Origin of the sequence: Crassaminicella profunda, assembly GCF_019884785.1 — a bacterium.
Lineage (GTDB): Bacteria > Bacillota > Clostridia > Peptostreptococcales > Thermotaleaceae > Crassaminicella > Crassaminicella profunda.
In genome coordinates this window covers 2,071,623-2,094,209 of sequence record NZ_CP082326.1, presented here as the reverse complement: position 1 = coordinate 2,094,209, position 22,587 = coordinate 2,071,623, and the positions used below count along the sequence as shown (strand labels likewise).

The 22,587-nt window shown below is 29.7% G+C and carries 26 protein-coding genes and 1 other annotated feature; of the genes, 21 read left to right on the top strand and 5 right to left on the bottom strand.

Annotated elements, in window-relative coordinates; all coding sequences use genetic code 11:
• Positions 1 to 15: 15 nt before the first annotated feature.
• The gene (locus K7H06_RS09985; protein ID WP_223039718.1) at positions 16 to 1,188 is read left to right on the top strand and encodes an RNA-binding domain-containing protein; all 1,173 of its coding nucleotides are present in this window, start codon (positions 16 to 18) and stop codon (positions 1,186 to 1,188) included.
• A 3-nt stretch (positions 1,189 to 1,191) separates the two neighbouring features.
• Here the strand turns inward: K7H06_RS09985 and K7H06_RS09980 are convergent, their stop codons facing one another.
• Complete coding sequence (locus tag K7H06_RS09980) at positions 1,192 to 2,097, bottom strand: cation diffusion facilitator family transporter (RefSeq protein WP_223039717.1); 906 nt, start codon at positions 2,095 to 2,097, stop codon at positions 1,192 to 1,194.
• 87 nt (positions 2,098 to 2,184) lie between these two features.
• A complete protein-coding gene (locus K7H06_RS09975; RefSeq protein ID WP_223039716.1) occupies positions 2,185 to 2,664 on the bottom strand; it encodes a hypothetical protein in 480 nt (159 codons plus the stop codon).
• 138 nt (positions 2,665 to 2,802) lie between these two features.
• Between K7H06_RS09975 and K7H06_RS09970 the strand changes: the two genes are divergently transcribed.
• The 3 genes from K7H06_RS09970 (at position 2,803) to K7H06_RS09960 (ending at position 4,080) form a co-directional block, all read left to right on the top strand.
• The gene (locus tag K7H06_RS09970; RefSeq protein WP_223039715.1) at positions 2,803 to 3,171 is read left to right on the top strand and encodes a YkvA family protein; all 369 of its coding nucleotides are present in this window, start codon (positions 2,803 to 2,805) and stop codon (positions 3,169 to 3,171) included.
• A 117-nt stretch (positions 3,172 to 3,288) separates the two neighbouring features.
• Positions 3,289 to 3,828 carry a hypoxanthine phosphoribosyltransferase gene (gene hpt, locus K7H06_RS09965; protein WP_223039714.1) on the top strand — a complete coding sequence of 180 codons (540 nt, stop codon included), beginning with the start codon at positions 3,289 to 3,291 and terminating at the stop codon, positions 3,826 to 3,828.
• Positions 3,829 to 3,906: 78 nt separating this feature from the next.
• Complete coding sequence (locus K7H06_RS09960) at positions 3,907 to 4,080, top strand: hypothetical protein (RefSeq protein WP_223040103.1); 174 nt, start codon at positions 3,907 to 3,909, stop codon at positions 4,078 to 4,080.
• Positions 4,081 to 4,098: 18 nt separating this feature from the next.
• Here the strand turns inward: K7H06_RS09960 and K7H06_RS09955 are convergent, their stop codons facing one another.
• Complete coding sequence (locus K7H06_RS09955; protein WP_223039713.1) at positions 4,099 to 4,575, bottom strand: hypothetical protein; 477 nt, start codon at positions 4,573 to 4,575, stop codon at positions 4,099 to 4,101.
• A 209-nt stretch (positions 4,576 to 4,784) separates the two neighbouring features.
• Between K7H06_RS09955 and K7H06_RS09950 the strand changes: the two genes are divergently transcribed.
• The 4 genes from K7H06_RS09950 to K7H06_RS09935 all read left to right on the top strand — a co-directional run bounded on the left by K7H06_RS09950 (position 4,785) and on the right by K7H06_RS09935 (position 8,777).
• The gene (locus K7H06_RS09950; protein ID WP_223039712.1) at positions 4,785 to 5,360 is read left to right on the top strand and encodes a flavodoxin family protein; all 576 of its coding nucleotides are present in this window, start codon (positions 4,785 to 4,787) and stop codon (positions 5,358 to 5,360) included.
• A 113-nt stretch (positions 5,361 to 5,473) separates the two neighbouring features.
• A complete protein-coding gene (pduL, locus tag K7H06_RS09945; RefSeq protein WP_223039711.1) occupies positions 5,474 to 6,049 on the top strand; it encodes a phosphate propanoyltransferase in 576 nt (191 codons plus the stop codon).
• A 92-nt stretch (positions 6,050 to 6,141) separates the two neighbouring features.
• On the top strand, positions 6,142 to 6,849 hold the full coding sequence (locus K7H06_RS09940; RefSeq protein WP_246637703.1) for a M48 family metallopeptidase: 708 nt from the start codon (positions 6,142 to 6,144) through the stop codon (positions 6,847 to 6,849).
• A 116-nt stretch (positions 6,850 to 6,965) separates the two neighbouring features.
• Positions 6,966 to 7,243, top strand: a binding site (T-box leader).
• Positions 7,244 to 7,397: 154 nt separating this feature from the next.
• The gene (locus tag K7H06_RS09935; protein ID WP_223039709.1) at positions 7,398 to 8,777 is read left to right on the top strand and encodes a sodium-dependent transporter; all 1,380 of its coding nucleotides are present in this window, start codon (positions 7,398 to 7,400) and stop codon (positions 8,775 to 8,777) included.
• Positions 8,778 to 8,867: 90 nt separating this feature from the next.
• Here the strand turns inward: K7H06_RS09935 and K7H06_RS09930 are convergent, their stop codons facing one another.
• Entirely contained in the window at positions 8,868 to 9,053 is a 186-nt protein-coding gene (locus tag K7H06_RS09930; protein WP_223039708.1) for an aspartyl-phosphate phosphatase Spo0E family protein, read from the bottom strand.
• Positions 9,054 to 9,806: 753 nt separating this feature from the next.
• Here K7H06_RS09930 and hutG point away from each other — a divergent pair.
• From hutG to K7H06_RS21535, 12 genes are all read left to right on the top strand, one after another.
• On the top strand, positions 9,807 to 10,820 hold the full coding sequence (gene hutG, locus K7H06_RS09925) for a formimidoylglutamase (RefSeq protein ID WP_223039707.1): 1,014 nt from the start codon (positions 9,807 to 9,809) through the stop codon (positions 10,818 to 10,820).
• A 289-nt stretch (positions 10,821 to 11,109) separates the two neighbouring features.
• Entirely contained in the window at positions 11,110 to 12,981 is a 1,872-nt protein-coding gene (phnD, locus tag K7H06_RS09920) for a phosphate/phosphite/phosphonate ABC transporter substrate-binding protein (protein WP_223039706.1), read from the top strand.
• 858 nt (positions 12,982 to 13,839) lie between these two features.
• Positions 13,840 to 14,778 (top strand): glycoside hydrolase family 73 protein, encoded by a 939-nt coding sequence (locus K7H06_RS09915; protein ID WP_246637678.1) that lies wholly within the window; start codon positions 13,840 to 13,842, stop codon positions 14,776 to 14,778.
• 138 nt (positions 14,779 to 14,916) lie between these two features.
• On the top strand, positions 14,917 to 15,354 hold the full coding sequence (locus K7H06_RS09910) for a rhodanese-like domain-containing protein (RefSeq protein WP_246637677.1): 438 nt from the start codon (positions 14,917 to 14,919) through the stop codon (positions 15,352 to 15,354).
• 88 nt (positions 15,355 to 15,442) lie between these two features.
• Positions 15,443 to 15,973, top strand: coding sequence for a PadR family transcriptional regulator (locus tag K7H06_RS09905; protein WP_223039705.1), 531 nt, complete (start codon positions 15,443 to 15,445; stop codon positions 15,971 to 15,973).
• A 130-nt stretch (positions 15,974 to 16,103) separates the two neighbouring features.
• Positions 16,104 to 16,418, top strand: a complete 315-nt coding sequence (locus tag K7H06_RS09900; RefSeq protein ID WP_223039704.1) for a carboxymuconolactone decarboxylase family protein — start codon at positions 16,104 to 16,106, stop codon at positions 16,416 to 16,418.
• A gap of 141 nt (positions 16,419 to 16,559) precedes the next feature.
• Positions 16,560 to 16,976 carry a YjdF family protein gene (locus K7H06_RS09895; protein WP_223039703.1) on the top strand — a complete coding sequence of 139 codons (417 nt, stop codon included), beginning with the start codon at positions 16,560 to 16,562 and terminating at the stop codon, positions 16,974 to 16,976.
• Positions 16,977 to 17,192: 216 nt separating this feature from the next.
• On the top strand, positions 17,193 to 17,906 hold the full coding sequence (locus K7H06_RS09890) for an AzlC family ABC transporter permease (RefSeq protein WP_223039702.1): 714 nt from the start codon (positions 17,193 to 17,195) through the stop codon (positions 17,904 to 17,906).
• Positions 17,899 to 18,219, top strand: a complete 321-nt coding sequence (locus tag K7H06_RS09885) for an AzlD domain-containing protein (protein WP_223039701.1) — start codon at positions 17,899 to 17,901, stop codon at positions 18,217 to 18,219. Before K7H06_RS09890 ends, K7H06_RS09885 begins: the two co-directional genes overlap by 8 nt.
• 45 nt (positions 18,220 to 18,264) lie before the next feature.
• Complete coding sequence (locus K7H06_RS09880; RefSeq protein WP_223039700.1) at positions 18,265 to 19,098, top strand: TrmB family transcriptional regulator; 834 nt, start codon at positions 18,265 to 18,267, stop codon at positions 19,096 to 19,098.
• Positions 19,099 to 19,117: 19 nt separating this feature from the next.
• Positions 19,118 to 19,831 carry an alanyl-tRNA editing protein gene (locus K7H06_RS09875; RefSeq protein ID WP_223039699.1) on the top strand — a complete coding sequence of 238 codons (714 nt, stop codon included), beginning with the start codon at positions 19,118 to 19,120 and terminating at the stop codon, positions 19,829 to 19,831.
• 1 nt (position 19,832) lies between these two features.
• Positions 19,833 to 19,970 (top strand): (2Fe-2S)-binding protein, encoded by a 138-nt coding sequence (locus tag K7H06_RS21535; RefSeq protein ID WP_223039993.1) that lies wholly within the window; start codon positions 19,833 to 19,835, stop codon positions 19,968 to 19,970.
• A 113-nt stretch (positions 19,971 to 20,083) separates the two neighbouring features.
• Here the strand turns inward: K7H06_RS21535 and ychF are convergent, their stop codons facing one another.
• Positions 20,084 to 21,175 carry a redox-regulated ATPase YchF gene (ychF, locus tag K7H06_RS09865; protein ID WP_223039698.1) on the bottom strand — a complete coding sequence of 364 codons (1,092 nt, stop codon included), beginning with the start codon at positions 21,173 to 21,175 and terminating at the stop codon, positions 20,084 to 20,086.
• A gap of 155 nt (positions 21,176 to 21,330) precedes the next feature.
• On the opposite strand from ychF, the gene K7H06_RS09860 reads away from it, so the two are divergent.
• Positions 21,331 to 22,506 carry a hypothetical protein gene (locus tag K7H06_RS09860; RefSeq protein WP_223039697.1) on the top strand — a complete coding sequence of 392 codons (1,176 nt, stop codon included), beginning with the start codon at positions 21,331 to 21,333 and terminating at the stop codon, positions 22,504 to 22,506.
• Positions 22,507 to 22,587: the final 81 nt, after the last annotated feature.

Genomic DNA, 22,587 nt, shown 5'->3' with positions numbered 1-22,587 from the left:
GAAGGGAATGGTACAATGAATTTTCAAAAGTTGAAAATATTAATAAAACAAAAAGAAGGTATGAAGCTAGATTTTAAAGAGAGTTTACATCTTAATACCCATACTGAGAAAAAAGAGTTTGCAAAAGATGTAATGGCTATTGCTAATAGTATAGGGGGAAGAGGATATTTAATCATTGGTGTAAAAGATAAGGAAAAAAAGATAAAGGGGATTGATCCTGAAGATTTTCAAGAAGAACGATTGCAACAAATTATAAGCCATAGATGTGATCCACCAGTGAATATTAGAGTGGAGTGTATAAAATATAATGAAAAATACGTAGGTGTCATTACGATTTTTAAAAGTCCCCAAAGACCACATCAAATGAGGCAAACGGGAGCGTTTTATATAAGAAGGGGATCAACCACAGATATTGCAAGAAGAGATGAAATAGCAGGCATGTTTCAAGAAGCAGGACTTATTAACAATGAATTAATTCCATTATATAATCTAGACGTGAGTGTATTAAATAAAGGATTAATTAGTCAATACTTAAAGAAAATGGGTATATTTTCAAATGAAAAAATGATGATGGGTATATGGAACAATCTAGGAATCGTTCATTTTGATAGTGAAAGGAACAGATATTGTCCAACAATTGGAGGTTTTTTATTGTTTTGTAACACACCTGGAAGATATTTGCCCTATGTTTCTGTAAAGATCATTACCTTTCAAAAAGATCGAAAAAGGATACATGTAATTGAAGGAAACATGCTTAAAATGCTTAATGAATGTGGAGCCTTTATTAGTGAGTATTTAAAAAGTACAGATTATCCAAAAGAAGCAATCTTTGAATGTATTGCAAATGCAGTGGTTCATAGGGACTATATGGATATATTAAGAGAAATTGTAGTAATCATAGGAGATCATAAAGTAGAAATTAGTAATCCTGGTACACTACCAAAGGGAAGTAATATTCATACCATTATGAGAGAGAATAATCCATCAAGAAGAAATAATTGGCTTTATCATAGATTATTATTCATAGATGATCAAAATCAATTTTTAAGAACTGGAATAGGGCTTCAAAAAATAAGTAAGATGTTTGAAAATGTTGGAAATGTAAAGTTTTTAAATATAGAAAAGAGAAATTTATTTAAAGTGGTCATGCCTGGATTAAAAAAATTCTCAAGAAAAGATAAAAATTAACTTTTATCTTTTTTCTTGAGAATGATCATTATCTTCTAAAGGATAAGGGTCTACGTGAATAACTACATCTTTGATGTTAGGCATTGTATTTAATATATTATATTTAGCTTGTGCAGCGAACTGATGACCTTTCTCTACCGTAATATATTTATCTACGCAAATGACTAGATCCACATAGATTTGATTACCGTTTTTTCGTGCTCTAATTTTATGGACGCTTCTTACGCCATCAACAGATAGTGTGGTTTTTTTGATTCGATCCATAACTTCTTTGGAAGGTGCCGTATCCATTAATTCATTGATTGCATCCAAGTAAATAGAAAAACCAGCTTTGACAATCATAAATGCTACAATAATACCTGCAATAGGGTCTAATATGGGATAGCCTAATACAGCTCCTGTAATACCTATGAGTGCTGCTATAGAAGAAAAAGCATCTGTCCTATGATGCCAAGCGTCAGCTACTAATGCTTGGCTTTCAATCCTTTCACCTATTTTTACAGTGTAGCGGTACATCCATTCTTTAACAACAATAGATAAAACAGCAGCCCAAATGGCTATGGCATCAGGGGATGTTAAATTAGGGCTTTTTAAAGAATGATAGGCAGAGAGACCAATACCCATTCCAGTAATCATAAGAATAATGGCAATAATTTTTGCAACGATGGATTCGGCTTTTCCATGACCATAATGATGTTCTTGATCGGGTGGTCTGTGGGATATTTTAATACCATGCAGTACGATGGTAGTAGCAACAATATCAGAGCCAGAATGGAGTGCATCTGCAACCATGGCTGTACTTCCAGATATAAAACCTATAATGGCTTTTAAAGCAGTCAAAAGTATATTTCCTATGATACCAATCCATGATGCTTTTTTTCCTAATGATAATCTATCATTTTCATTCATGTTCTTCAGTCCTTCCTTAAGAAATACATTATTATTAGTGTGTCTAAAGATTATAATTTAAATGTCTTTATTTTGTCAAATACAAGATTAGGAATGGTTGGTTGTTGGAACATGAATGAATTTAGGTTTTAAGGATAGAATCATTTTGTGCATGTCCATTTCTTTAAAACCATTTTTTTTACAAAGCTCAATATGATAGGACTGGTTTATGCAAAATACAAGCATTTCAAAGTCTAAATTCTTTATGTGATGGATGATTGCTTTAAGAATTTTTTGATCCAATTGGGCATTTTTTAATCTATCAGAGAATGTGAAATCATCAATACTAATAAAAGGATAAGGTTCTTTTTGGATATCACAAAAATACAACGAAATAGAAACTTCATTGTTAGCATGATATTGAAAGCGCCATTTATTATCTGAATTCTTTGTGAAAATTTGACAGTTGAATTTTATATGACAAATCTGGCTAAAAACTTTTACCCAATCCATTAATTTTATAGGATTGATTTTTTCATAAATAGGAACTGTTTTTCTAATTGCTTTTACATCATATAGATTAACCATACAAATAACCCTCCTAAAAAAATATATGAACAATTTCTTAGAAATATGACTGCTTGTACAATAGAAAGGAATGAAAAAAATCATTGAAATAGTGGTAGTATAATAATAGTAAAGGAATGAATATTAAAAAGAAAGAGGGTGAAAGCTATCAAAAGAGGATATGGAAATATAAATGTTTTAAAATCCATTATGCAATTGTTTAAAAGAATAGGTGCACTTTATCAATTTATAAAAGACCCAAAGGTTTCACTTTATAAAAAAATAATGGTTATGGGTGGACTTATATATATTGTTAGTCCTATTGATATTATTCCAGAAACTATTTTAGGATTTGGTTTTATAGATGATGCTGTATTGATGTTATACATGATTTCAAAAATATCAGATCAATTAGACAAATATATTATCAAGAAAGATAAAAAGACAGATCTATCTTTTGAAAAAGAAAAAATTATTGAAGGGGTACAATATAAATTTGATGATGAAGATGAGAAGCCATCTAGATAGAGGGTTTTTTAATAAAATTATAAAAACACGAATATTAAAATGAATTTCAACAAAAATGTACACAATAAGATAAATTATGTTATAATAACCTTATCAAAAACAGGAGAGGTGAAAGTTTTGAGAGAGGATGTAGCAGAAATTCTATTTTCTGAAAAACAAATTCAAGAAAAAGTGAATGAAATCGGAAAACAAATTACAGAAGAATATAAAGATAAAGAATTAGTATTAATAGGAGTACTTAAAGGTGCAAATGTTTTTATGAGCGATTTAATGAGAAAAATAGATCTTCCAGTTATAATCGATTTTATGGCTGTATCAAGTTATGGTTTATCAACACAAAGTTCAGGGGTTGTAAAAATATTAAAAGATTTAGACCAAAGTATAGAAGATAAACATGTATTGATTGTAGAGGATATTATTGATACAGGACTAACATTACACTATTTATGTGATAATTTACTATCAAGAAATCCTAAAAGTTTAAAAATTTGTACATTATTGGACAAACCTGAAAGAAGAAAAGTTGAATTAAAAGTTGACTATAAAGGTTTTAATATTCCAGATGAATTTATTATTGGATATGGTATTGATTATGCAGAAAAATATAGAAACTTACCTTTTGTAGCATCCCTAAAAAGAGAAGTTTATGAAAAATAGTTTTGGGAAAGAATAAAATAAACCTTTAATTCCTATACTAATAAAGAGAAGGGTATTTATATGTATAGGAGTGATATAATGATACAAAACACAAATTTTCAAGAAATCAAAGAAAAATTTAGAAGTGCCAGCGTGGATGAAAAAATTAGAATATATACAACTACACAAGGTTTAACAGTTGACCAGTTTAAAGAACTTTTAAGAATGTTTCCACTTCAGCATCTAGATAAACTTGAAAGAGCAATGGCTTAACAGGCTAAAAAGAACCACTTATGTGGTTCTTTTTATATAGTTTAATATTTTTTCCCATTCAAATGGAATAGGGGTTCCATTTAGTACATATTCTTTTAGATAGTTAGATTCCGTGCAAGTGATGAATTTTGCAGGGATGGATAAAGCATAACCGTGATTGTTTAGTATGGTTTTTAATTCATGTCTTTCTCTTATGGTTATGTTTTCAATATTACATGTAGAATGATTACAATGATTGGTCTTTTCTAACTGGGCGTATCTTATAATTTCTTTTTTTATGTATTCTATAAGATAATTTTGAAATTCTATATCATTTTCTAATTTTGGATATGCGGATAACCAGTTAGGTTTTGGATTCTTAGAAAGGATTGTTTTGACAAAAAAATCATATTTTAGCGAACCATTTTTCAATCCTTTATAATATTTCCTTATATTTTTTTTCATATGATTATACAATTCCATTCTTGTTTGATCAGGTAAATTAGCCACTTTCACAATGAGACCTCCCCTATATAACTAGTAATATTATTGACAAAATTTTCAAAAAATATAACACCTATTGAATAGATTTTATAGATGCAGGGAAAAATTTTATAGAATGTATAACATAGAAAGCGTTATTTTAGGTATTGTTTTTAATGATTATTTTCACTATAATATAATAGTGTGTGATAAGGTGAAAAGTTTATATAGGGGGAGTTTTATTGAGAGCATTGGCTATTTTAGGAAGTCCTAGGATAAAAATGAATACAGACATTCTTTTAAATAAAGTCATTGAAGGACTAGAAAAAAAAGATGTATTGGTTGAAAAAATTCAACTTGGAAAATTAAATATTTATCCCTGTATAGCTTGTGGCGCTTGTGCAAAAACAGGTAGTTGCTTTATAAAGGATGATATGTATAAAATGTATGATAAATTTGATCAAGCGGATATTGTAGTCTTTGCTTCTCCATTATATTTTAATTCTGTTACAAGTATTGCTAAAACTATGATTGATAGATGCCAAATGTTTTGGTCTAGTAAATATGTTTTAAATAAGCCCTCTATTGACAGGTCAAAAAAAAGAAATGGTCTATTTATATGTACTGCAGGTGGCGTACAAGAGGAAAATGGATTCATAGGTGCTACCCTTGTAATGGACTTGTTTTTTAAAGCAATTAACACAAAATATAAGTATGATCTTCTTATAGACAATACAGATAAAGTTTTTGTTGGAGAACGAGTAGATCTTCTTGAAAAAGCACATGAAATGGCTGAAAAATTAATCGAATTCAATTGAAATTAGGTGAGAATTGTATTTTTTTATTGATTTTTGATCAATGAAGAGATATGATATATAGTATGAGTATTTTGTATACATAATTCAATTATATTAATTAAGGGGTGTTTTTTATGTCAAATAATATGGTATCCGTTGGATTATCCAATAAACACATTCATTTAAGCAAGGAACATGTTGAAATTCTTTTTGGTCAAGGTCATGAACTAACTCCAATGAAAGATTTAGTTCAACCAGGACAATTTGCCTGTGAAGAGAAAGTAGATATTGTTGGATCAAAAGGAACATTAAAAGGTGTAAGAGTATTAGGACCTGCAAGAAATAAAACACAAATTGAGATTTCTTTAACAGATGGATTTGCGTTAGGAGTAAAAGCACCAGTGAAAAATTCTGGAGACTTAGCAGGAACTCCTGGAGCAAAGATTGTTGGACCAAAGGGTGAAGTAACAATCGAAGAAGGAATTATTGTTGCTGCTAGACATTTACATATGCATACTACAGATGCAGAAAAATTTGGTTTGAAAGATCAAGATATTGTAAGTATTAAAGTAGAAGGTCCAAGAGGATTAATCTTTAATAATGTTTTAGTAAGATCAGGAGAGACACATGCTCTTGAATTACATGTTGATATGGAAGAAGGAAATGCTGCAGGATTAAAAAATGGTATGATGCTTGAAGTAATTAAATAGTTATTATGAAGATAAAAAGAATGGTCTAAGGATCATTCTTTTTTAAATAGATAAAAATATAACCTTTAGGGAAATAGGAAAGTTGGATTTTGATGAAATTTTATGATGAAAATTTGGGAATCGAATTTAGTACCGAATATAGAAATCGAAAAACCTTTGAAATTAGAATAGAGCCTCCTAATAGAGTTACTGTAAGAGCACCAAAAGGCTCCAAAGAAGAAGATGTATTAAAAATTGTTGGGGCAAAGGAAAAATGGATTAGGGATAAGCTATCTTTTTTTAAAGGAATAGACTATACAAAGATGAAAAAAGAGTATGTAAATGGTGAAATTTTTCTGTATTTAGGGGAGGAGTATCCACTAAAGGTTATTATGGATTATTCTATAAAAAAGCCAGTAGTAAAGCTTGAAAAGGAGACATTTTATATTACTACCAACACAGAAGATGAAAATATGTTAAAAAAGGCTATGAAAGAGTGGTACCGAAAAAAGACATTAGAAGAGATCATGAAAAGAACAGCCTATTTCCAAAAAAATTTTCTATTAAAGCCTAATAAAATTAAAGTAAAAGATCAGAAGAAACGCTGGGGAAGTTGTAGTTCTAAGATGAATTTAAATTTTAATTTAAGGTGTATAATGATGCCTAGAGCTATAATAGATTACCTTGTTGTTCATGAAATGTGTCATATGGTGCATATGAATCACTCTAAGGCCTTTTGGCAATTGGTTGGGAAAATCATACCAGACTATAAAGAACGAAGAATGTGGCTAAAAGAGAATGGGATGAGGATGCATATTTAAATGATATTCAAGATGAAATGTTAGTGGATTCTTATGCATAAAATGGAAAAATTTAATTTTTCTGTTGACAATAAGTTTTTGAGATGCTAAAATAATCATCAAGAAATAAATATAGAAAAAAGACTATGACGGAGAGAAAAGCATTGACCCTGTAATTCCAGAGAGCTGGGGATAGGTGAGAGCCCAGTGTTGTAAGACAATGTGTATATTCACTCTAGAGTTGTTGTTCCAAAAGGTAATTCGAGTAGGAGCAAAGGGTTGTCCCCCTTATTAGGACTACAGTTTAGCTTTTATGATGTATATAGAGGCAGACTGGAAAAGAGATGATCTTAAAAAAGTTTTATTTTTTTGGATCAATTAGAGTGGTACCGTGAAGTCAAGCTTCGCCTCTATTATAGAGGCGGAGCTTTTTTGATTTTTAATAAAGCTAGCTTAAAATCAAAGGATATATTAAAAATGAATGATTAAAGATTTGACCGGTCTTTACAAAAAACTTTCAAAGTAAATTAGTGATCAGAATTTGTTTTGAAAATAATAGGAGGATATTTATGTCTTTGGTAACTGCAAAAAATGAAAAAAATAAAAGAGATAAGTGGGGATCAAAAATAGGTTTTGTTCTTGCTGCAGCAGGATCAGCAGTAGGATTAGGAAACCTTTGGAAGTTTCCATATAGTGTAGGCAATAATGGTGGCGGTGCATTTGTAATGATTTATATGATATTTCTTATTTTAATAGGATTGCCACTTATGCTTGCAGCTATTACATTAGGTAGAAAAACACAGCTTTCAGCTGTAGGTGCTTATAGAAGTCTTAAAAAGAATTGGGCTTTTGTAGGTGGATTAGGTGTTCTTTGTGGATTTTTTATCTTGGCTTTTTATAGTACTGTAGGGGGCTGGGTCATTTATTATTGCATAAAAGCCTTTACAGGAGGTCTTGCTATAAAAGATCCTGAAGTGTTAGGCGGGATTTTTGGAGGTTTTATATCTTCACCTGCTTCAAGTATTATGTATCAAGGAATATTTTTGATATTGACTTTATTGATTGTGATTAGAGGAATTAGTTCAGGAATAGAAAAAGCAAGTAAAATTATGATGCCAGCTCTTTTTGGTATGATTATTCTTATTGCAATAAGATCTGTAACCTTACCTGGAGCTTCAGCAGGAATTGAATTTTTTCTTGTCCCAGATTTTTCGAAAATTAATATGGATGTGGTTATGAATGCATTAGGACAAGTATTCTTTTCACTAAGTATTGGTATGGGGGTTATGGTTACCTATGGAAGTTATTTAGACAAAGATACAAATCTACTTGGACCTGCTGCGTCTATTCCTGTATTAGATACGATGGTAGCCATCCTTGCAGGTTTTGCTACATTGCCAGCAGTATTTGCTATTGGGTTTAAAGCTTCTTCTGGACCTGGGCTTATGTTTGTAACCCTTCCAGCGGTGTTTGCAAGTATGCCTTTTGGAAAGTTATTTTGCATATTGTTTTTTGTACTTGTATTATTTGCAGCTCTTACTTCATCCATATCTATGCTTGAAGTATGTGTATCTTATTTCGTAGATGAAAAGGGTGCAAATCGAACAAAGGCTGCTATGATGATCATAGTGATTATGTATATTGTAGGGATTCCAGCTGCTCTTTCTATGGGGCCTTGGAAAGATCTTCATATACTTGGTAATTTAAATTTCTTTGATTTTTATGATAAGTTAACTTCCAATATACTTCTTACATCAGGAGGATTACTACTTTCCATCTTTGTTGGATGGATATGGGGAGCAGATAATGCCATAGAGGAAATTGAAAAGATGGGCGTGAAGTTCACACTTGCACCTTTATGGAAATTCCTTATAAAATATATCGTTCCGCCAGCAGTATTCATTATATTGATTAATTCATTTAAAAGTGTTATTGCAGCTATATTTTAATAAAAAATCCCTATCTCAGAATTCTGAGGTGGGGATTTTAGATTTTTTGAAAAAAAGTACAACAGGTTAAATCAGATTTAACCTATACTTTTAAAGTAAGTTATTGTTTTTTATATGGTCATATTCTGATAGTAATTGATCTAGAAATTGACTAAATTTGACTACTTCTGGATCCAGTAGATTACCTTTTTTTTCTTGTATCAAGCTATTTAATAAAAATCTAGCGTTTTCAATTTTTTTTAATATAGAGTTTAATTTACGCTTGTGGTTATCCATTTAACATACCCCTTTTCCTTTGTGTTGTAAGATTTAACCTGTTGTACTATAGAAATGATACTGTAAAAAATAACAACAAATACATAAAAATGGTAGGAATGTATCGGAATATAATAAAAGAAGTAGAAAAACACAAAAAAAGATCGAATAAATAAGGTGTATTGATCTAGAGGAGTATGATTAAAGTAAAATTTATTATAGACAGCGTAAAATCTTATAGATGCCTGTGTGAGAGAAAAGAACAGATAAAATTAATCTAGATGCTTGATTGAATAGAAAATATGTGTTTAGTAATAAGAAGTGTTTATTTAGCAAATAAAAACGGACCTCCATATGAAAATGGAGGCCCTATATGTAAAAGGAGGATTGACCTATCCTTAATGGGTTACAAGGGACTCATATTTTATAGGATAAGATATGACCCCTATATATAAATAAGGGGGAAGTGAAGAAATTTTTATCTATAAATAGAATAAAGGATAAATATTAAAAAAATGTGAACAAAGTGTGAACAATGTCAAATAAACTTATTTCTTAGCATAAATCATTGAATAGTATTTAAAAATGGAATATATGTTATGATTTAGTATGTGGTTAATATAAAATAATGCGAAATAGAAATAAAAAAGAAAGTTGATTTTTTGAAAGATTATAGGTAAGCTGAAATATGAGATGATTGAGTATATAAAAGAAAAAGATAGCTATAAATATTGAAAAAATCATGAAAAAAAAGACTAGATAGGAGGAAAGAAAATGTTTAATAAAAATTATAAACTTACAGATAAAACTGTATGGAAAGGAAGAACAGACAGTAAAAGTAATTTTGATGCTTTTAGATGGCATCAATGGGTTGAAAGCATGGACTTAAGAAACGATAATTTATCTCCTTATGAAGGAGAATTGGGATTTGCTTTTATAGGGTTTTGCTGTGATGAAGGGATTAAGCGTAATAAGGGTAGAGGTGGAGCCACAAAAGGACCTATAAGTATAAAAAAGGAATTGGCTAATTTACCATGTTGTTTTACAAGAGATGTGAAGCTCTTTGATGCAGGAAATATTCTTTGTGAAAATTGTACTTTAGAAGAAAGTCAAAAGTTACTTTCAAAAGCGGTAGCGAAAATTTTAGATTTAAATCTCTTTCCTATTGTTTTAGGAGGAGGGCATGAAGTTGCTTTTGGACACTATAATGGGATTTTAGACTATTTAAAACAAAAAGAGGATAAACCTAACATTGGAATTATCAATTTTGATGCTCATTTTGATCTTAGACCCTATCCAAATGGAGGAAGCTCTGGAAGCATGTTTAGGCAAATTGCAGACCAATGTAAAGAAGAAGATTTAGAATATGCTTATCTTTGCTTAGGTATTCAAAAACATAGAAATACCATTGATCTTTTTAAAACAGCAGAGGGGTTAGGTGCTCAGTACATATTAGCAAAGGATATCATAAACTATGATGATTTTAGCATAGTAGAAAAATTAGATGATTTTATGAAATTAAGAGATTATTTCTATATAACTATATGTTCTGATGTATTTTCATCTGCTTTTGCACCAGGGGTAAGTGCCACACAACCTTTTGGATTAGAGCCAGAAAGAGTGTTGAAGTTTCTTAAGTATATTTTAAGATCTAACAAGGTAATTAGTTTTGATATTGCAGAAGTATCCCCTAGATTTGACCAAGATAATACTACTGCAAATTTAGCTGCTGTATTGATTTTTTCTGTTATTAATACTTTAGCTCAAATGAATAATTTAGATCTTTAGATGATAAAACTTAGATGAATGAATTGCTACTAGTTGTAATGGTAATGGTTGTATATATGTAAGATTCCCTTATATATGGTCAAAAAACATACAAATGATTAATTTACAATTAAGTTTTGAAATGGTATAATTTAGTAAATACATATAGAGACATGAGAATTGGAGAGTCGCATTAATAAACCTATGAAAGCGTAGGCTTATTGATTGTGACTTTTTTATTTAACATTTTACCCTATAGAAAGTTAAATAAGTTACAAATTTACAAAAATAATATGAAAGGGTGAAAAGATTGAAGAATAAGGGATTGATTTTTAGTGTTTGTGTATTACTTACTATGCAATTATCAATTTATGTATATAATTTATCTGCTACTATATTTAAAATCTTTTTTGTTGTTGTAGATGTATTTATTATGTATTTATTATTTCAAAATGCATATAAAAAAATGGATAAGGAAGGAAGTAAAGAAGATATAACTAAAGATAAGGAAATACATGAAAAATTATTTATAGTGTCTGAAACACTAGGTTTTAATATTTACCAATTATCATGGTTAGCACAGGATAATATGGCTGCATTTAATAATTTGGTAAAGATTTCATGTGAGATAAAAGAGTTAAGTGAACAAAATACTGCTAGTATGCAAGAAACAAGTTCAAGCATTAATCAATTAGCATCAATAGCTGAAGAATTAAATCAAAACATAAATAATATTGAAAGTCAATCCATTCAATCCTATGAAATGTTAAATCAAAATCTGGATACTATTAATAGTATGGGAGAATTTTTGAGTGATTTTAGAAGAGCTATTGATAGGGCAGTTAAAAACAATATGGATCTACAAGAGTCTTCTAAAAAGGTGAATACAATTGTTGAATATATAAAAGCAATATCTAAACAAACAAATCTTCTGGCATTAAATGCTTCAATAGAAGCTGCTAGAGCAGGAGAAGCAGGAAAGGGTTTTTCTGTTGTTGCTAGTGAGATACGCAAATTATCTGATGAGATTGATATATCAATTTCAAAGATAGATAGTATTTTAAAAGAAATACTAAATAGAATAGAAAGTTCTAATGAAATAATGAATATTTATGAAGATAAAATAAAAAGAATAGATCATATATCAAAAAAATCCGTTGAAGCCATTGGAAAGGTTGAAAATATTGTTAATAATATAAGAAGTTCAGTAGCTCAGATCAATAATATGTCTGGTATGCAGATGAATTTATCTAGAGAGATTGATGCAGGAACAGAATTTGTAACTTCAGCAGTAGAAAAGACAAATAATATTATTAGTGATTCTATAGATATGATAAATATTCAGCAAAATAAAAATGATGAAATGAATTTATACTTTGATAAACTAACTGAAGTAACGGAAGATCTACAGTGTGTAACTGTTAAGTTAAAAAAGGAAAATGAAATAATATTTGGAATTAACCCGTTTACATCACCAGAAAACATTAAAAAGATGTATCTTCCGATTTTAGATAGAGTATGTAAAAGTATAGGATATAAAGCTAGAACGGTGATAGTAAAAAATTATGAAGCTGTTAATCAAGGGATAAATGATGGAATAATAGATGTTGGATGGTTTTCACCCTTAGCTTATGTAAATGCTCGTGAAAAAAGCAATGTGATACCTATTGCTACTCCTAAAGTGAGAGGTCAAACTACATATAATGGCTATATTATTGCTAGAAAGGATAGTTGTATTGAAACATTATCGGATTTAAAAAATAAGTGTTTTGGATACGTAGATGTAAATAGTGCTTCAGGATATTTATATGCACGACATATATTAGAATTAAATAACTTAGATCCGGATAAGATTTTTTCAAAAGCTACTTTCATGGGGAATCATGATAATGTCATAAAGGGAGTATTATCAGGAGAATTAGATGGAGGTGCAACTTATGATGAAGCAATAGAAAATTTAAAGGCTAAAGGATTTTCAATTAATGATCTCAGAATCATTGGCTCTATAGATAATATTCCTAAGGATGCAATTGCTGTTAGCCCTAAAATTTCAAATGACCTTATGGAAAAACTCAAAGATAGCTTTATAAGTTTTAAAGCTAATGATGAATCAAATACTCTAATTCAAGGATTTAAGGAAAGTAGAGATGAAAATTATAATGTAGTTAGGAAAATCATATAAAAAGAAGGGCTTCTAATATAGATTAGAAGTCCTTCTTTTTATATGATTAAAGAGGTGGGAAAACCATAATACCACAATAAAACCTAAAATATTTAGGAAATATGATTTGGTCAGATTCCATTGGTGATAGTGAAAATATCCAAGTTCGTTCATGATGAATTCTAAAAGGAGAAGCAGCAAAGATACGAACAATAAATATGGGAGCTGCCATTTTTTATGTAAAGGATAATAGTATACTAAAAGCATGCCAGATGGGAAACCACTTAACCAGTAAAATGTAGGCAGTCCAGATAATTTAAGATTTGCAAAGCTATAGGAAAAGGCTTTAAGTTCAATGAACGTACTATCAATTATATAAAGGGTGACTAAAGAAATGAAACCAATAGGATATAAAAATTTATATTGATTAAATGGAATAAATATAAGAACTAATAAAAAAGCAATACAACACATAATAATCCAACCCACTGTAGATTCCTCCTATCTAAATGGTTTTATATTTATAATCTACCAATAAAATAGATTTATTATCCCATAAATTAATGTTGCTGATGATAAAGAATATTTATGAGAGGATTGAAGATTTATTGAGTATGTGAGTAAAAATGATTAAATCCTTTATAGATAATGAAAAAGGTTAGAACCTTACAAAAATGTAAGAATTTTATCTAAAAATGTAAGATAAATCGATTAAAAAAAACAATTTTAAAAAGTATAATGATAGTAATTCGGCAAGGGATTTTGGAATATACAAAATGCTTGTCGTTCATTTTATTTATAATACATAGCATCAAAATTTTTTGTAAGGGAAAAAGAGGATACAAGGCTTTGAATAGAAGATTTAAGGAGATATTTAAGATGAAAAGAAGGCGAAGACGGAAAAAAAGACGTTTTATAAAACGTATAGTGAAAATGATAATGACATTGCTTTTTCTAGTGATGATTGTAAATACTATACTTTACATAAAAGATAAGAATGATCATATTAATTTAAAAGAATTAAGCGTAAGGGATTATATTCAAAATGTGGATGAACAGGGAAAGGGGAAAGTACAACTTAATTGGAAATATTTTGCTGCTATTGATGGTGTAAGATTTAAAAATGACTTTTCAAAAGTAAATGAAGATACTTTCAAGAATTTAGCAAATATGTTTATAGTATATGATAATGATAGAAAATATAAAGTAAGAAGTTTAGAAGATGTTTTAGAACAATTAGGACTTAAAGAAAAGGAAGAAGAAAGGATATATAAGTATTTGAAGGATTTACAATATGTAGGACTCATGAATAGTAGATTACGGAAAGATTCTCCTTATATAAAATTTATCAATGAAATTTCGGATGAAGCTATAGAACGATATGATGAATATGGAATTTTTCCTTCTATTACTATTGCACAAGCTATTTTAGAATCTGGTTGGGGGAAATCAGAATTAAGTAAAAAAGCAAATAATTTGTTTGGGATAAAAGCAGATAAGAGCTGGAATGGGGAACAAATTAAAATGAAAACAGTAGAATACTATAACAAGGATACAAACTCTGATTTTAGAGTGTATGAAAATATTGGTGAATCTTTAAAGGATCATAGTAAATTTATTTATGAAAATAAAAGATATAGAAAAAATGGAGTTTTTAATGCATCCTATTATGTAGAACAAGCTCAAGCTTTGGAAAATGCAGGTTATAGTACGAAAGAAAATGAAAATGGTGAAAGAATATATGCGGAGTTATTGATACAATTGATTCGGCAATATAATCTTCAATTGATAGACTATAAGGTACAGGTAAAAGAATAAAATAAATTGGGAAAATACCATCTATAAAATAGATAAAGGTATAAGGATGTGTAAAAATTGGTAGAGGATATACGTAAATTCAAGGGTATAATAGGTATAGATAGAAATGATTAAATACAGAAAGAGAGGAAGCATACAATGTTAGATAAAAATAAACGATGGATTACAGTAGCCATTCTTTTGCTGATTACTGTAATTTTAATGGCTTGTCAAGGAAATGGAGAGATCAAAAGTGAAAATGAAAAAGTTAGTATCCAAGATACATCTTATCAAACTATAACTCCAGCAGATGCAAAAGATAGGATTGAAAAAGAAGAAGGTATTATTCTACTAGATGTAAGAACCAAAGAAGAATATAAAGAAAAACATATTCCAAATAGCATACAAATCGCTGTAGATGATTTAGAAGAAAAGGTAGAAGAAAAAATACCTGATAAAAATGCTACAATATTTGTATATTGTAGAAGTGGTAGAAGAAGTCGTATTGCATCAGAAAAATTAATAGAGAAGGGCTATACCAATGTGTTTGATTTGGGTGGGATTATAGATTGGCCATATGAAACGGAGAAAGAATAGGGGGATGAAATAATAACTAATTTATCTAAAATTATTTACAAATAAGGATTACAATGCTATTCTAATATTAGAATAGAGGAGGTGAAATATGACAGAAATTGAAATTATTTTATTAGCTCTTTTATATGATAAAGATTATTATGGATATGAAGTTGAAAGGATTATAGAACAAAGAAATATGAGAGAGTGGACCAATATAGGATTTTCTTCTATTTATAATTCTTTCAACAAACTTGAAAAGAAAGGTCTTATCAATTCAAGATATGAAAAAGAATATGGCTCTCCTAAAAGAAAAGTATATTTTATAAAGGATGAAACAAAAGTAATTGTAAAAAAACAGATTATAAAAATATTAAGTGAATATACTTCTGATGCCAGTAAATTTGATATAGGGATGGCATTTTCTTATTTAATTTCAAAAGAAGAATTTTATAGAGCATTAATGCATCGTAAAGAAAATCTAATAAAAAGAAGAAAATTCATTCTTGAAAAATATCATCAGCATCCTACAGCCAATGAAAGGCCTCATATAAAAGCATTATTTGAAAGACCTATAGTATGTATAGATGCTGAAAAAGTATGGATGGAGAATTTTATAAAGGAAAATTTTTTTGAATAGCTATTCTAAATATAGAATAGCTATGGAGATTGAATATGTGTGAGAAATGTTATAGTAAATATTTAAGGGTAATCCTTTTACTTAAAGAATATTAGATCAATAAAGGAATGAAAAAGGAGATGTTTAGAGGATGAATCATTTAGTTAGTAATGCATTCCAAACTTTCATAAATGAAGCACCAAACCATGCAAAAGCATGGATGGAAGCAGTACAAAAATTAGATAAGGGAAGTGCACTTGATAAAAAAACAGAAGAACTTGCGTACATAGCAGTTTTAGCAGCAGCTAGATTAGAAAGTGGGATCCCCTTTCATGTAAAAAGTGCAAAGGCAAATGGTGCAAGTAGGGAAGAAATTATAAGTGCTGTATTAGTAGGCTTACCAGCAGTAGGAAATGTTGTAACATCAAGTCTTCCGAAAGCGTTAGAAGCTTATGATCATGAATAAACTTATATAATCGATTGTAGAGATAAAAACACAGTTTCGGTTGGTAGTCCGAACCTATCTATCACAAATAGATAGCAGTAACCTTCCCTCCTGGGGTTGTCCATTCTCTATTAGAGAATCATGAATCAGGAGGTATTTAAAATGAAAATAACCAGTAAACTTACCGTTTTATTTGAAGAACCTTTCTGGGTTGGTATATTTGAAAGAACTTATGATGGAAGATATGAGGTTTCACGAATTATATTTGGTCCAGAACCTAAGGATTATGAGGTGTATGATGTAATATTAAAAAAATTTAATCATATAAGATTTACTAATGCTATTCACGCCAAAAATAAAAAGGATAAGAAAATAAATCCCAAGAGGCTTCAAAGAAAAATTAGAGAAGAGACTAAAGATAAAGGTATTGGAACAAAGGCTCAACTTGCAATAAAACTTCAACATGAAGAGAACAAAGTAGCAAGAAAAAAGAAATCTAAAGAAAAGAAAGAAGAGGAGCAAAGAAGAAAATTTGAATTAAGACAACAGAAGAAAAAAGAAAAGCATAAAGGTCATTAAAAAATATAAAAAGTCATGTAAGTTAGGCAAATGCCTAAGTTATATGACTTTTTTGTATGAGGATGATCATTTATGATATAGGGGAAAATACAAAAAAAGGTTGGATCATATGAAAATCATATTGACAATCATGTTGGTAGTTACTATAATAGTTACTAAGTGTAGTGGTTGATTGAGTAACTACTAGAAAATCTACTGATAAAAGGAGGGTTCATTATGATAAGTGATTGCAAAATCAAATATAGCTTTAAGGATGGAGTATTTGATGGGTTACCAATCGTTATTGGTTTTGTACCTATAGCAATGGCATTTGGAATATTATCAAAAACTACTGGGATTACAATGATCCATAGTATATTATTTTCTGTTTTAGTATTTGCAGGGGCAAGTCAGTTTATAGCGTTGAATTTATTACTTGTAGGAGCTGGAATAGGGGAAATTGTATTAACTACATTGCTAGTAAATTTTAGACATTTTTTAATGGGAGCTTCCCTTGCAACAAGGATGACAAAAGATATGAAAAGATGGAGTCCTTTTATTGCATTTGGTATAACAGATGAGATTTTTTCTGTTGCATCCTTTAAGGAAGGAATACTAACGAAAGAATATATGTTATCTTTAGAATTTGTAGCCTATTTGTCATGGGTTGGTGGAACAGGCCTTGGATATTTAGTAGGATCAGTATTGCCAGCGGTTGTGAAAAATAGTATGGGTGTAGCTTTGTATGCTATGTTTGCTGCCATTTTGATACCTGAGGTAAAAAAATCTACTAAGGCTGCAATTTTAGCATGTCTATCAGGGATTGTAAATAGTGTATGTAAGACTTTCTTTGCTTTACCTCAAGGATGGAGTATTGTTATATCAATAATTTTAGTATCTTTTCTAGGGGTATATTTTTTTAAAGAAAAGGAGGAGAAAGCATATGAATAATCGGATTTTACTTATTTTGGGAATGATGTTCGTAACTTATATACCAAGATTAATTCCTTTTGTCATGGTATCTGGGAAAAAATTACCAGATAAACTAGATCAGTTTTTACAGTATATTCCTTATACAGCTTTAGGTGCATTGATTATTCCAGGGGTATTTTCTGCAACACCAGAAATGCCACATGCTTCATTATTAGGAATGGGATTTGCTTTTGTTTACGCTTGGTATAAGGGGGGAATAATCATACCTGTATTAGGATCTATAGTAGTGACTTTTCTAATGCTTTTGATGAAAAATGGATTTGTTATATAATGAATGAAGCGTTAGGATTTTAATCAAATCATAAGAGGTGAAGCTATGAGTAATGAAGTATTGATTATTGAGGACATGAAGAAATTAGGATTAAGTGAATATGAAGTAAAGGCATATTTAAAGCTTTTAGAGGAATATCCTGTGAATGGATATGCTTTGAGTAAAAATTCCCGTATTCCAAGATCAAGAATTTATGAAGTGTTAGATAGTTTAAAAAATAAGCAGATGGTATTTGAAGAAGTTGAAGGCAAAACAACCCTTTATTATCCTATTGATCCTAAGTTACTATTAAATAAACTCAAAAACAATTTTGAGAACATATTAGAGCATGTGGATACGTATACAAAGAAAGTTTATTCTGAGCAACAAAAGGATAATAAATTGGTAGTGATTAAAGGCAGAAATAAAATTATTGAGTTTATCAATATATTGATTTCTGATGCAAAAAAAAGAATAGCTGTTTCTATATGGGAAGAAGAAATAAACGATCTTTCAAAAGGGCTAAATGAAGCACTTAGTAGAGGGGTTATGCTAAAAGGGATATACTTTGGGAAAAACAATCCTTACAAAGAGATTGTTACTCATAGAAGGATAGAAAGATACTTATCAGAAAAAAGTGAACGATATATGACTATCACCATTGATGGGATTCATGTAGTATCAGGAATCATATCAAGAGAAGAGGAAAGTCAAGTTACGTGGACAAAGGATACGGGTTTCGTGGAAATGAGTGAGGATTATATTGTCCATGATTTAATGGTAAATCTTTATTCTAAAAAATTAGGAGAAGAGGAAAGAAAAGAATTTGAAACTTATGCAGATCATATTAGAAAAGAATATTTTGGATTTACTGATGAAGAATTTGAAAAGTTTAAATAAACAATAGGGAGGAATTATAATGAGTGAATTAATCTTTCAAAAGGATAGTTATGTAAAGGAGTTTGATTGTACGATTATAGATATTGATGAGGCTGAAAATGCAGTAGTTTTGGATAAAACAGCATTTTTCCCAGGTGGAGGAGGACAGCTTTGTGACAAAGGGATTCTTATAGGAGATGCAACTTATCCCGTTAAAAAAGTAAAGAAAAAAGGAGAAAAAATCTATCATTATATAGATGGAGCACTACCTAAAATAAAGGAGAGTTGTAAAGGAAAACTTGACTGGGAGTATAGATATAAACTTATGAGAACCCATACGGCAATGCATATTTTATGTGGTGTTGTATGGAGAGATTATAAAGCACAAGTAACAGGAGGAAATATGGATCCCCTTAAAGGAAGAATGGATTTTGAATTTGAAAATTTTGATAAGGCTTTAATTCAAGAGATAGAAGAAAAGGTAAATAAAGAAGTAGGAAATAAAAGAAATATAAAAGTAAATATCCTTAAAAGAGAGGAGGCTTTTAAGATTCCAGATTTAATAAGAACAAAAATAAATCTTTTACCAGAAGGAATTAATGAAATCAGAACCATTGAAATTGAAGGATTAGACCTTCAAGCAGATGGAGGAACCCATGTGAATAATACTAGTGAGGTTGGAAAGATGAAGATTGTAAATTACAAAAGTAAAGGAAAAATTAATAAGAGGATATATGTTGAGTTAGAAGACTAAAATCATAGAAGCTATTGAAGCAGGCGCGAGAGCTGTTGAAGAGGTAAATAAAAAAACAGCAGTAGGCTCTGGCGGTTGTGGTGGTAAAAGATGTGGAGTAAAAATTAAAAAAATGTTGGAAGAATATAGAAGAGATTAATCTAAAGATATAGGGAAAAATAAAATAGATTTTAGTGTAGTTGAGTAAAATAAATCAAAAAACCTGATAAAGTGCTATCAGGTTTTTCTATGTCTTAAAGAAATATATTCAATTTACACATTAAATCTAAATAATATAACATCTCCATCTTTTACAACATACTCTTTTCCTTCAAGTCGTACAAGTCCTTTTTCTTTCGCAGCAGCCATACTACCAGAAGTTACTAAATCATCATAACTAATAGTTTCTGCACGGATAAATCCTTTTTCAAAGTCTGTATGGATTTTTCCAGCAGCTTGTGGTGCTTTGGTGCCAATTTTTATGGTCCATGCTCTTACTTCTTGTGGACCTGCAGTTAAGAAACTCATAAGACCAAGTAATCTGTATCCTGCTTTGATTAATTTATCAAGACCAGATTCTTCGAGACCAAGCTCGCTTAGGAACTGTTCTTTTTCTTCATCTTCAAGTTCTGAAATTTCAGATTCGATTTTTGCGCAGATGACAACAACCTCTGCATTCTCAGTTTTAGCATGTTCTCTTACTTGTGCTACCATGTTGTTATCTGTTGGATCTAGTAAATCATCTTCAGATACATTGGCAACATAAATAATTGGTTTGAAGGATAATAAAGTATACTCTTGTACCATTTTTTCTTCATCTTCTGTTAAATCAAGGGTTCTTGCAGATTTTCCTTCTTCAAGGGTTTCTTTGACTTTTTCTAATAAATCAAGCTCTTTTTGAAGAGATTTATCGCCCTTTAACATTTTTCTAGTTTTTTGGATTCTTCTGTCAATGAGTTCAAGATCAGAGAATATTAATTCAAGATTAATGGTTTCAATATCTCTTAGAGGTCCTACGCTTCCTTCTACGTGGACTACATTTTCATCTTCAAAGCATCTTACTACGTGAACGATTGCAGCAACTTCACGGATATTTCCTAAGAATTTATTTCCAAGTCCTTCTCCTTTACTAGCTCCTTTTACAAGTCCTGCTATATCATAGAATTCAATAGCAGTAGGAAGTACTTTTTTTGAATCATACATCTCTCTCAACACGTCTAGTCTTTTATCAGGAACGGAAACGACCCCAACATTTGGTTCGATGGTACAGAATGGATAGTTTGCTGATTCAGCACCAGCTTTAGTAATAGCGTTAAATAATGTACTTTTACCTACGTTTGGTAAACCGACGATACCTAATTTCATTTGTAACTCTTCCTTTCAAACGATCTATGTGATTTTCATACAAATTAAATTATAACTGATAAGTACGAGTAGTTCAATAAAAAGAAAGACGCAACTAGTTCTTTTTTCATATTTAGTAGGATATATCAATAAAATAAATTAGGGGGTGGGGCTTTATGAAGATTATAAAGAATATGAAAGCACTGATTTTTGCTATTGTGTTTTCTATATTTATCATATGTTATTTAGTGAGCTTTGGATTTCTTGAGAGACTTTCTATTGTTATTTTAACCATATTTGTTTGTATATTTATTAAAAATATAAAAAAAGTAAACTTTGTACAATTTTGTACAGGAATATGTGGAATGATTGTAGGTTTTTTAATATGTAGTCATGTTTTGTTTTTTTTTGAATATAAAAATGAAGGGAAAAAAGAGTCTATTTATACAGAGACAAATGAAAATACAGCTGTATTTTTGGTATATGATGGAGAACCTGAAAGGTATGATATACCTATTCTTTTAAAGAATATGAATAGAAAACATTCCTTAAAGGAGAATATATTTTTGCCCCTTAGATTATATCAATATAAAAGAGTCTATGAAAATGTAGGAATCAGCAAATACAATGATATAAGTAGAAGAATTGGGCAAAAGCTTTCTGATCATTTAGATCATGGCTATGATATTTATGTTTCCTATTTAAATAATAAACCATATTATAAGGATGTTATTTATGAAAAAGCATTAAGAGAAAAATATAAGAAGATGATCATTGCTCCTATATTTTTGACAGAGTCAATAAATTATCAATATGTTGTTCACGAATTGGAAATGGAAAATTTATATACGAGTAAGAATCTGTTGAAATTCATGTCTCCTCTTTGGAATGGTGAAAAAATTACAAAAGCTATTATAAAAGAAGTATGCAAGGAAAATGATGATAAAAATGAGATAGGTATTGTTTTAATGGGGAATAGGAATGATGTAGATTTAGGGCCTAAAACCGTTAATCAAGGAAGAATGTTTATGGAAAATATCAAAAAAGAGTTGATAAAAAATGGGTTCGAAGAAAGAAAGATAAAATTTACACAACAAAGTCTTAATGATGCTGAGATTAATAAAAATTTAAGAGAACTTCAGCAATATGGAGTTGGAAAAATTTTATTAATAGGAATGGATGATATATTAGATAAAATAGAAAATCAGTACAAAATAGAAAAATTAATTAAAAAAATTAAGGGTGCAGAAGATGTAGATATAAAATATCTAAAAGGTTGGGGAGAAAGTGATTTTGTTATAGAAGAATTAGAATTTAGAATTAGGCTTATGAATGTAGAAGAATGGAATTAAATGGTTTTAGCATTTCAAAAATGTATATAATAGAAATGATAAACCATAATAAGTAGTGACAATATGGGGATTTTGCGATAT

What these genes read in the sequence shown, in the direction of transcription:
- K7H06_RS09985 (WP_223039718.1), top strand. Translation starts at nt 16, where the DNA reads ATGAATTTTCAAAAGTTGAAAATATTAATAAAACAAAAAGAAGGTATG.
- K7H06_RS09980 (WP_223039717.1), bottom strand. Translation starts at nt 2,097, where the DNA reads ATGAATGAAAATGATAGATTATCATTAGGAAAAAAAGCATCATGGATT.
- K7H06_RS09975 (WP_223039716.1), bottom strand. Translation starts at nt 2,664, where the DNA reads ATGGTTAATCTATATGATGTAAAAGCAATTAGAAAAACAGTTCCTATT.
- K7H06_RS09960 (WP_223040103.1), top strand. Translation starts at nt 3,907, where the DNA reads ATGATACAAAACACAAATTTTCAAGAAATCAAAGAAAAATTTAGAAGT.
- pduL (WP_223039711.1), top strand. Translation starts at nt 5,474, where the DNA reads ATGTCAAATAATATGGTATCCGTTGGATTATCCAATAAACACATTCAT.
- K7H06_RS09940 (WP_246637703.1), top strand. Translation starts at nt 6,142, where the DNA reads ATGAAATTTTATGATGAAAATTTGGGAATCGAATTTAGTACCGAATAT.
- K7H06_RS09935 (WP_223039709.1), top strand. Translation starts at nt 7,398, where the DNA reads ATGTCTTTGGTAACTGCAAAAAATGAAAAAAATAAAAGAGATAAGTGG.
- K7H06_RS09930 (WP_223039708.1), bottom strand. Translation starts at nt 9,053, where the DNA reads ATGGATAACCACAAGCGTAAATTAAACTCTATATTAAAAAAAATTGAA.
- hutG (WP_223039707.1), top strand. Translation starts at nt 9,807, where the DNA reads ATGTTTAATAAAAATTATAAACTTACAGATAAAACTGTATGGAAAGGA.
- K7H06_RS09915 (WP_246637678.1), top strand. Translation starts at nt 13,840, where the DNA reads ATGAAAAGAAGGCGAAGACGGAAAAAAAGACGTTTTATAAAACGTATA.
- K7H06_RS09910 (WP_246637677.1), top strand. Translation starts at nt 14,917, where the DNA reads ATGTTAGATAAAAATAAACGATGGATTACAGTAGCCATTCTTTTGCTG.
- K7H06_RS09905 (WP_223039705.1), top strand. Translation starts at nt 15,443, where the DNA reads ATGACAGAAATTGAAATTATTTTATTAGCTCTTTTATATGATAAAGAT.
- K7H06_RS09900 (WP_223039704.1), top strand. Translation starts at nt 16,104, where the DNA reads ATGAATCATTTAGTTAGTAATGCATTCCAAACTTTCATAAATGAAGCA.
- K7H06_RS09895 (WP_223039703.1), top strand. Translation starts at nt 16,560, where the DNA reads ATGAAAATAACCAGTAAACTTACCGTTTTATTTGAAGAACCTTTCTGG.
- K7H06_RS09890 (WP_223039702.1), top strand. Translation starts at nt 17,193, where the DNA reads ATGATAAGTGATTGCAAAATCAAATATAGCTTTAAGGATGGAGTATTT.
- K7H06_RS09885 (WP_223039701.1), top strand. Translation starts at nt 17,899, where the DNA reads ATGAATAATCGGATTTTACTTATTTTGGGAATGATGTTCGTAACTTAT.
- K7H06_RS09880 (WP_223039700.1), top strand. Translation starts at nt 18,265, where the DNA reads ATGAGTAATGAAGTATTGATTATTGAGGACATGAAGAAATTAGGATTA.
- K7H06_RS09875 (WP_223039699.1), top strand. Translation starts at nt 19,118, where the DNA reads ATGAGTGAATTAATCTTTCAAAAGGATAGTTATGTAAAGGAGTTTGAT.
- ychF (WP_223039698.1), bottom strand. Translation starts at nt 21,175, where the DNA reads ATGAAATTAGGTATCGTCGGTTTACCAAACGTAGGTAAAAGTACATTA.
- K7H06_RS09860 (WP_223039697.1), top strand. Translation starts at nt 21,331, where the DNA reads ATGAAGATTATAAAGAATATGAAAGCACTGATTTTTGCTATTGTGTTT.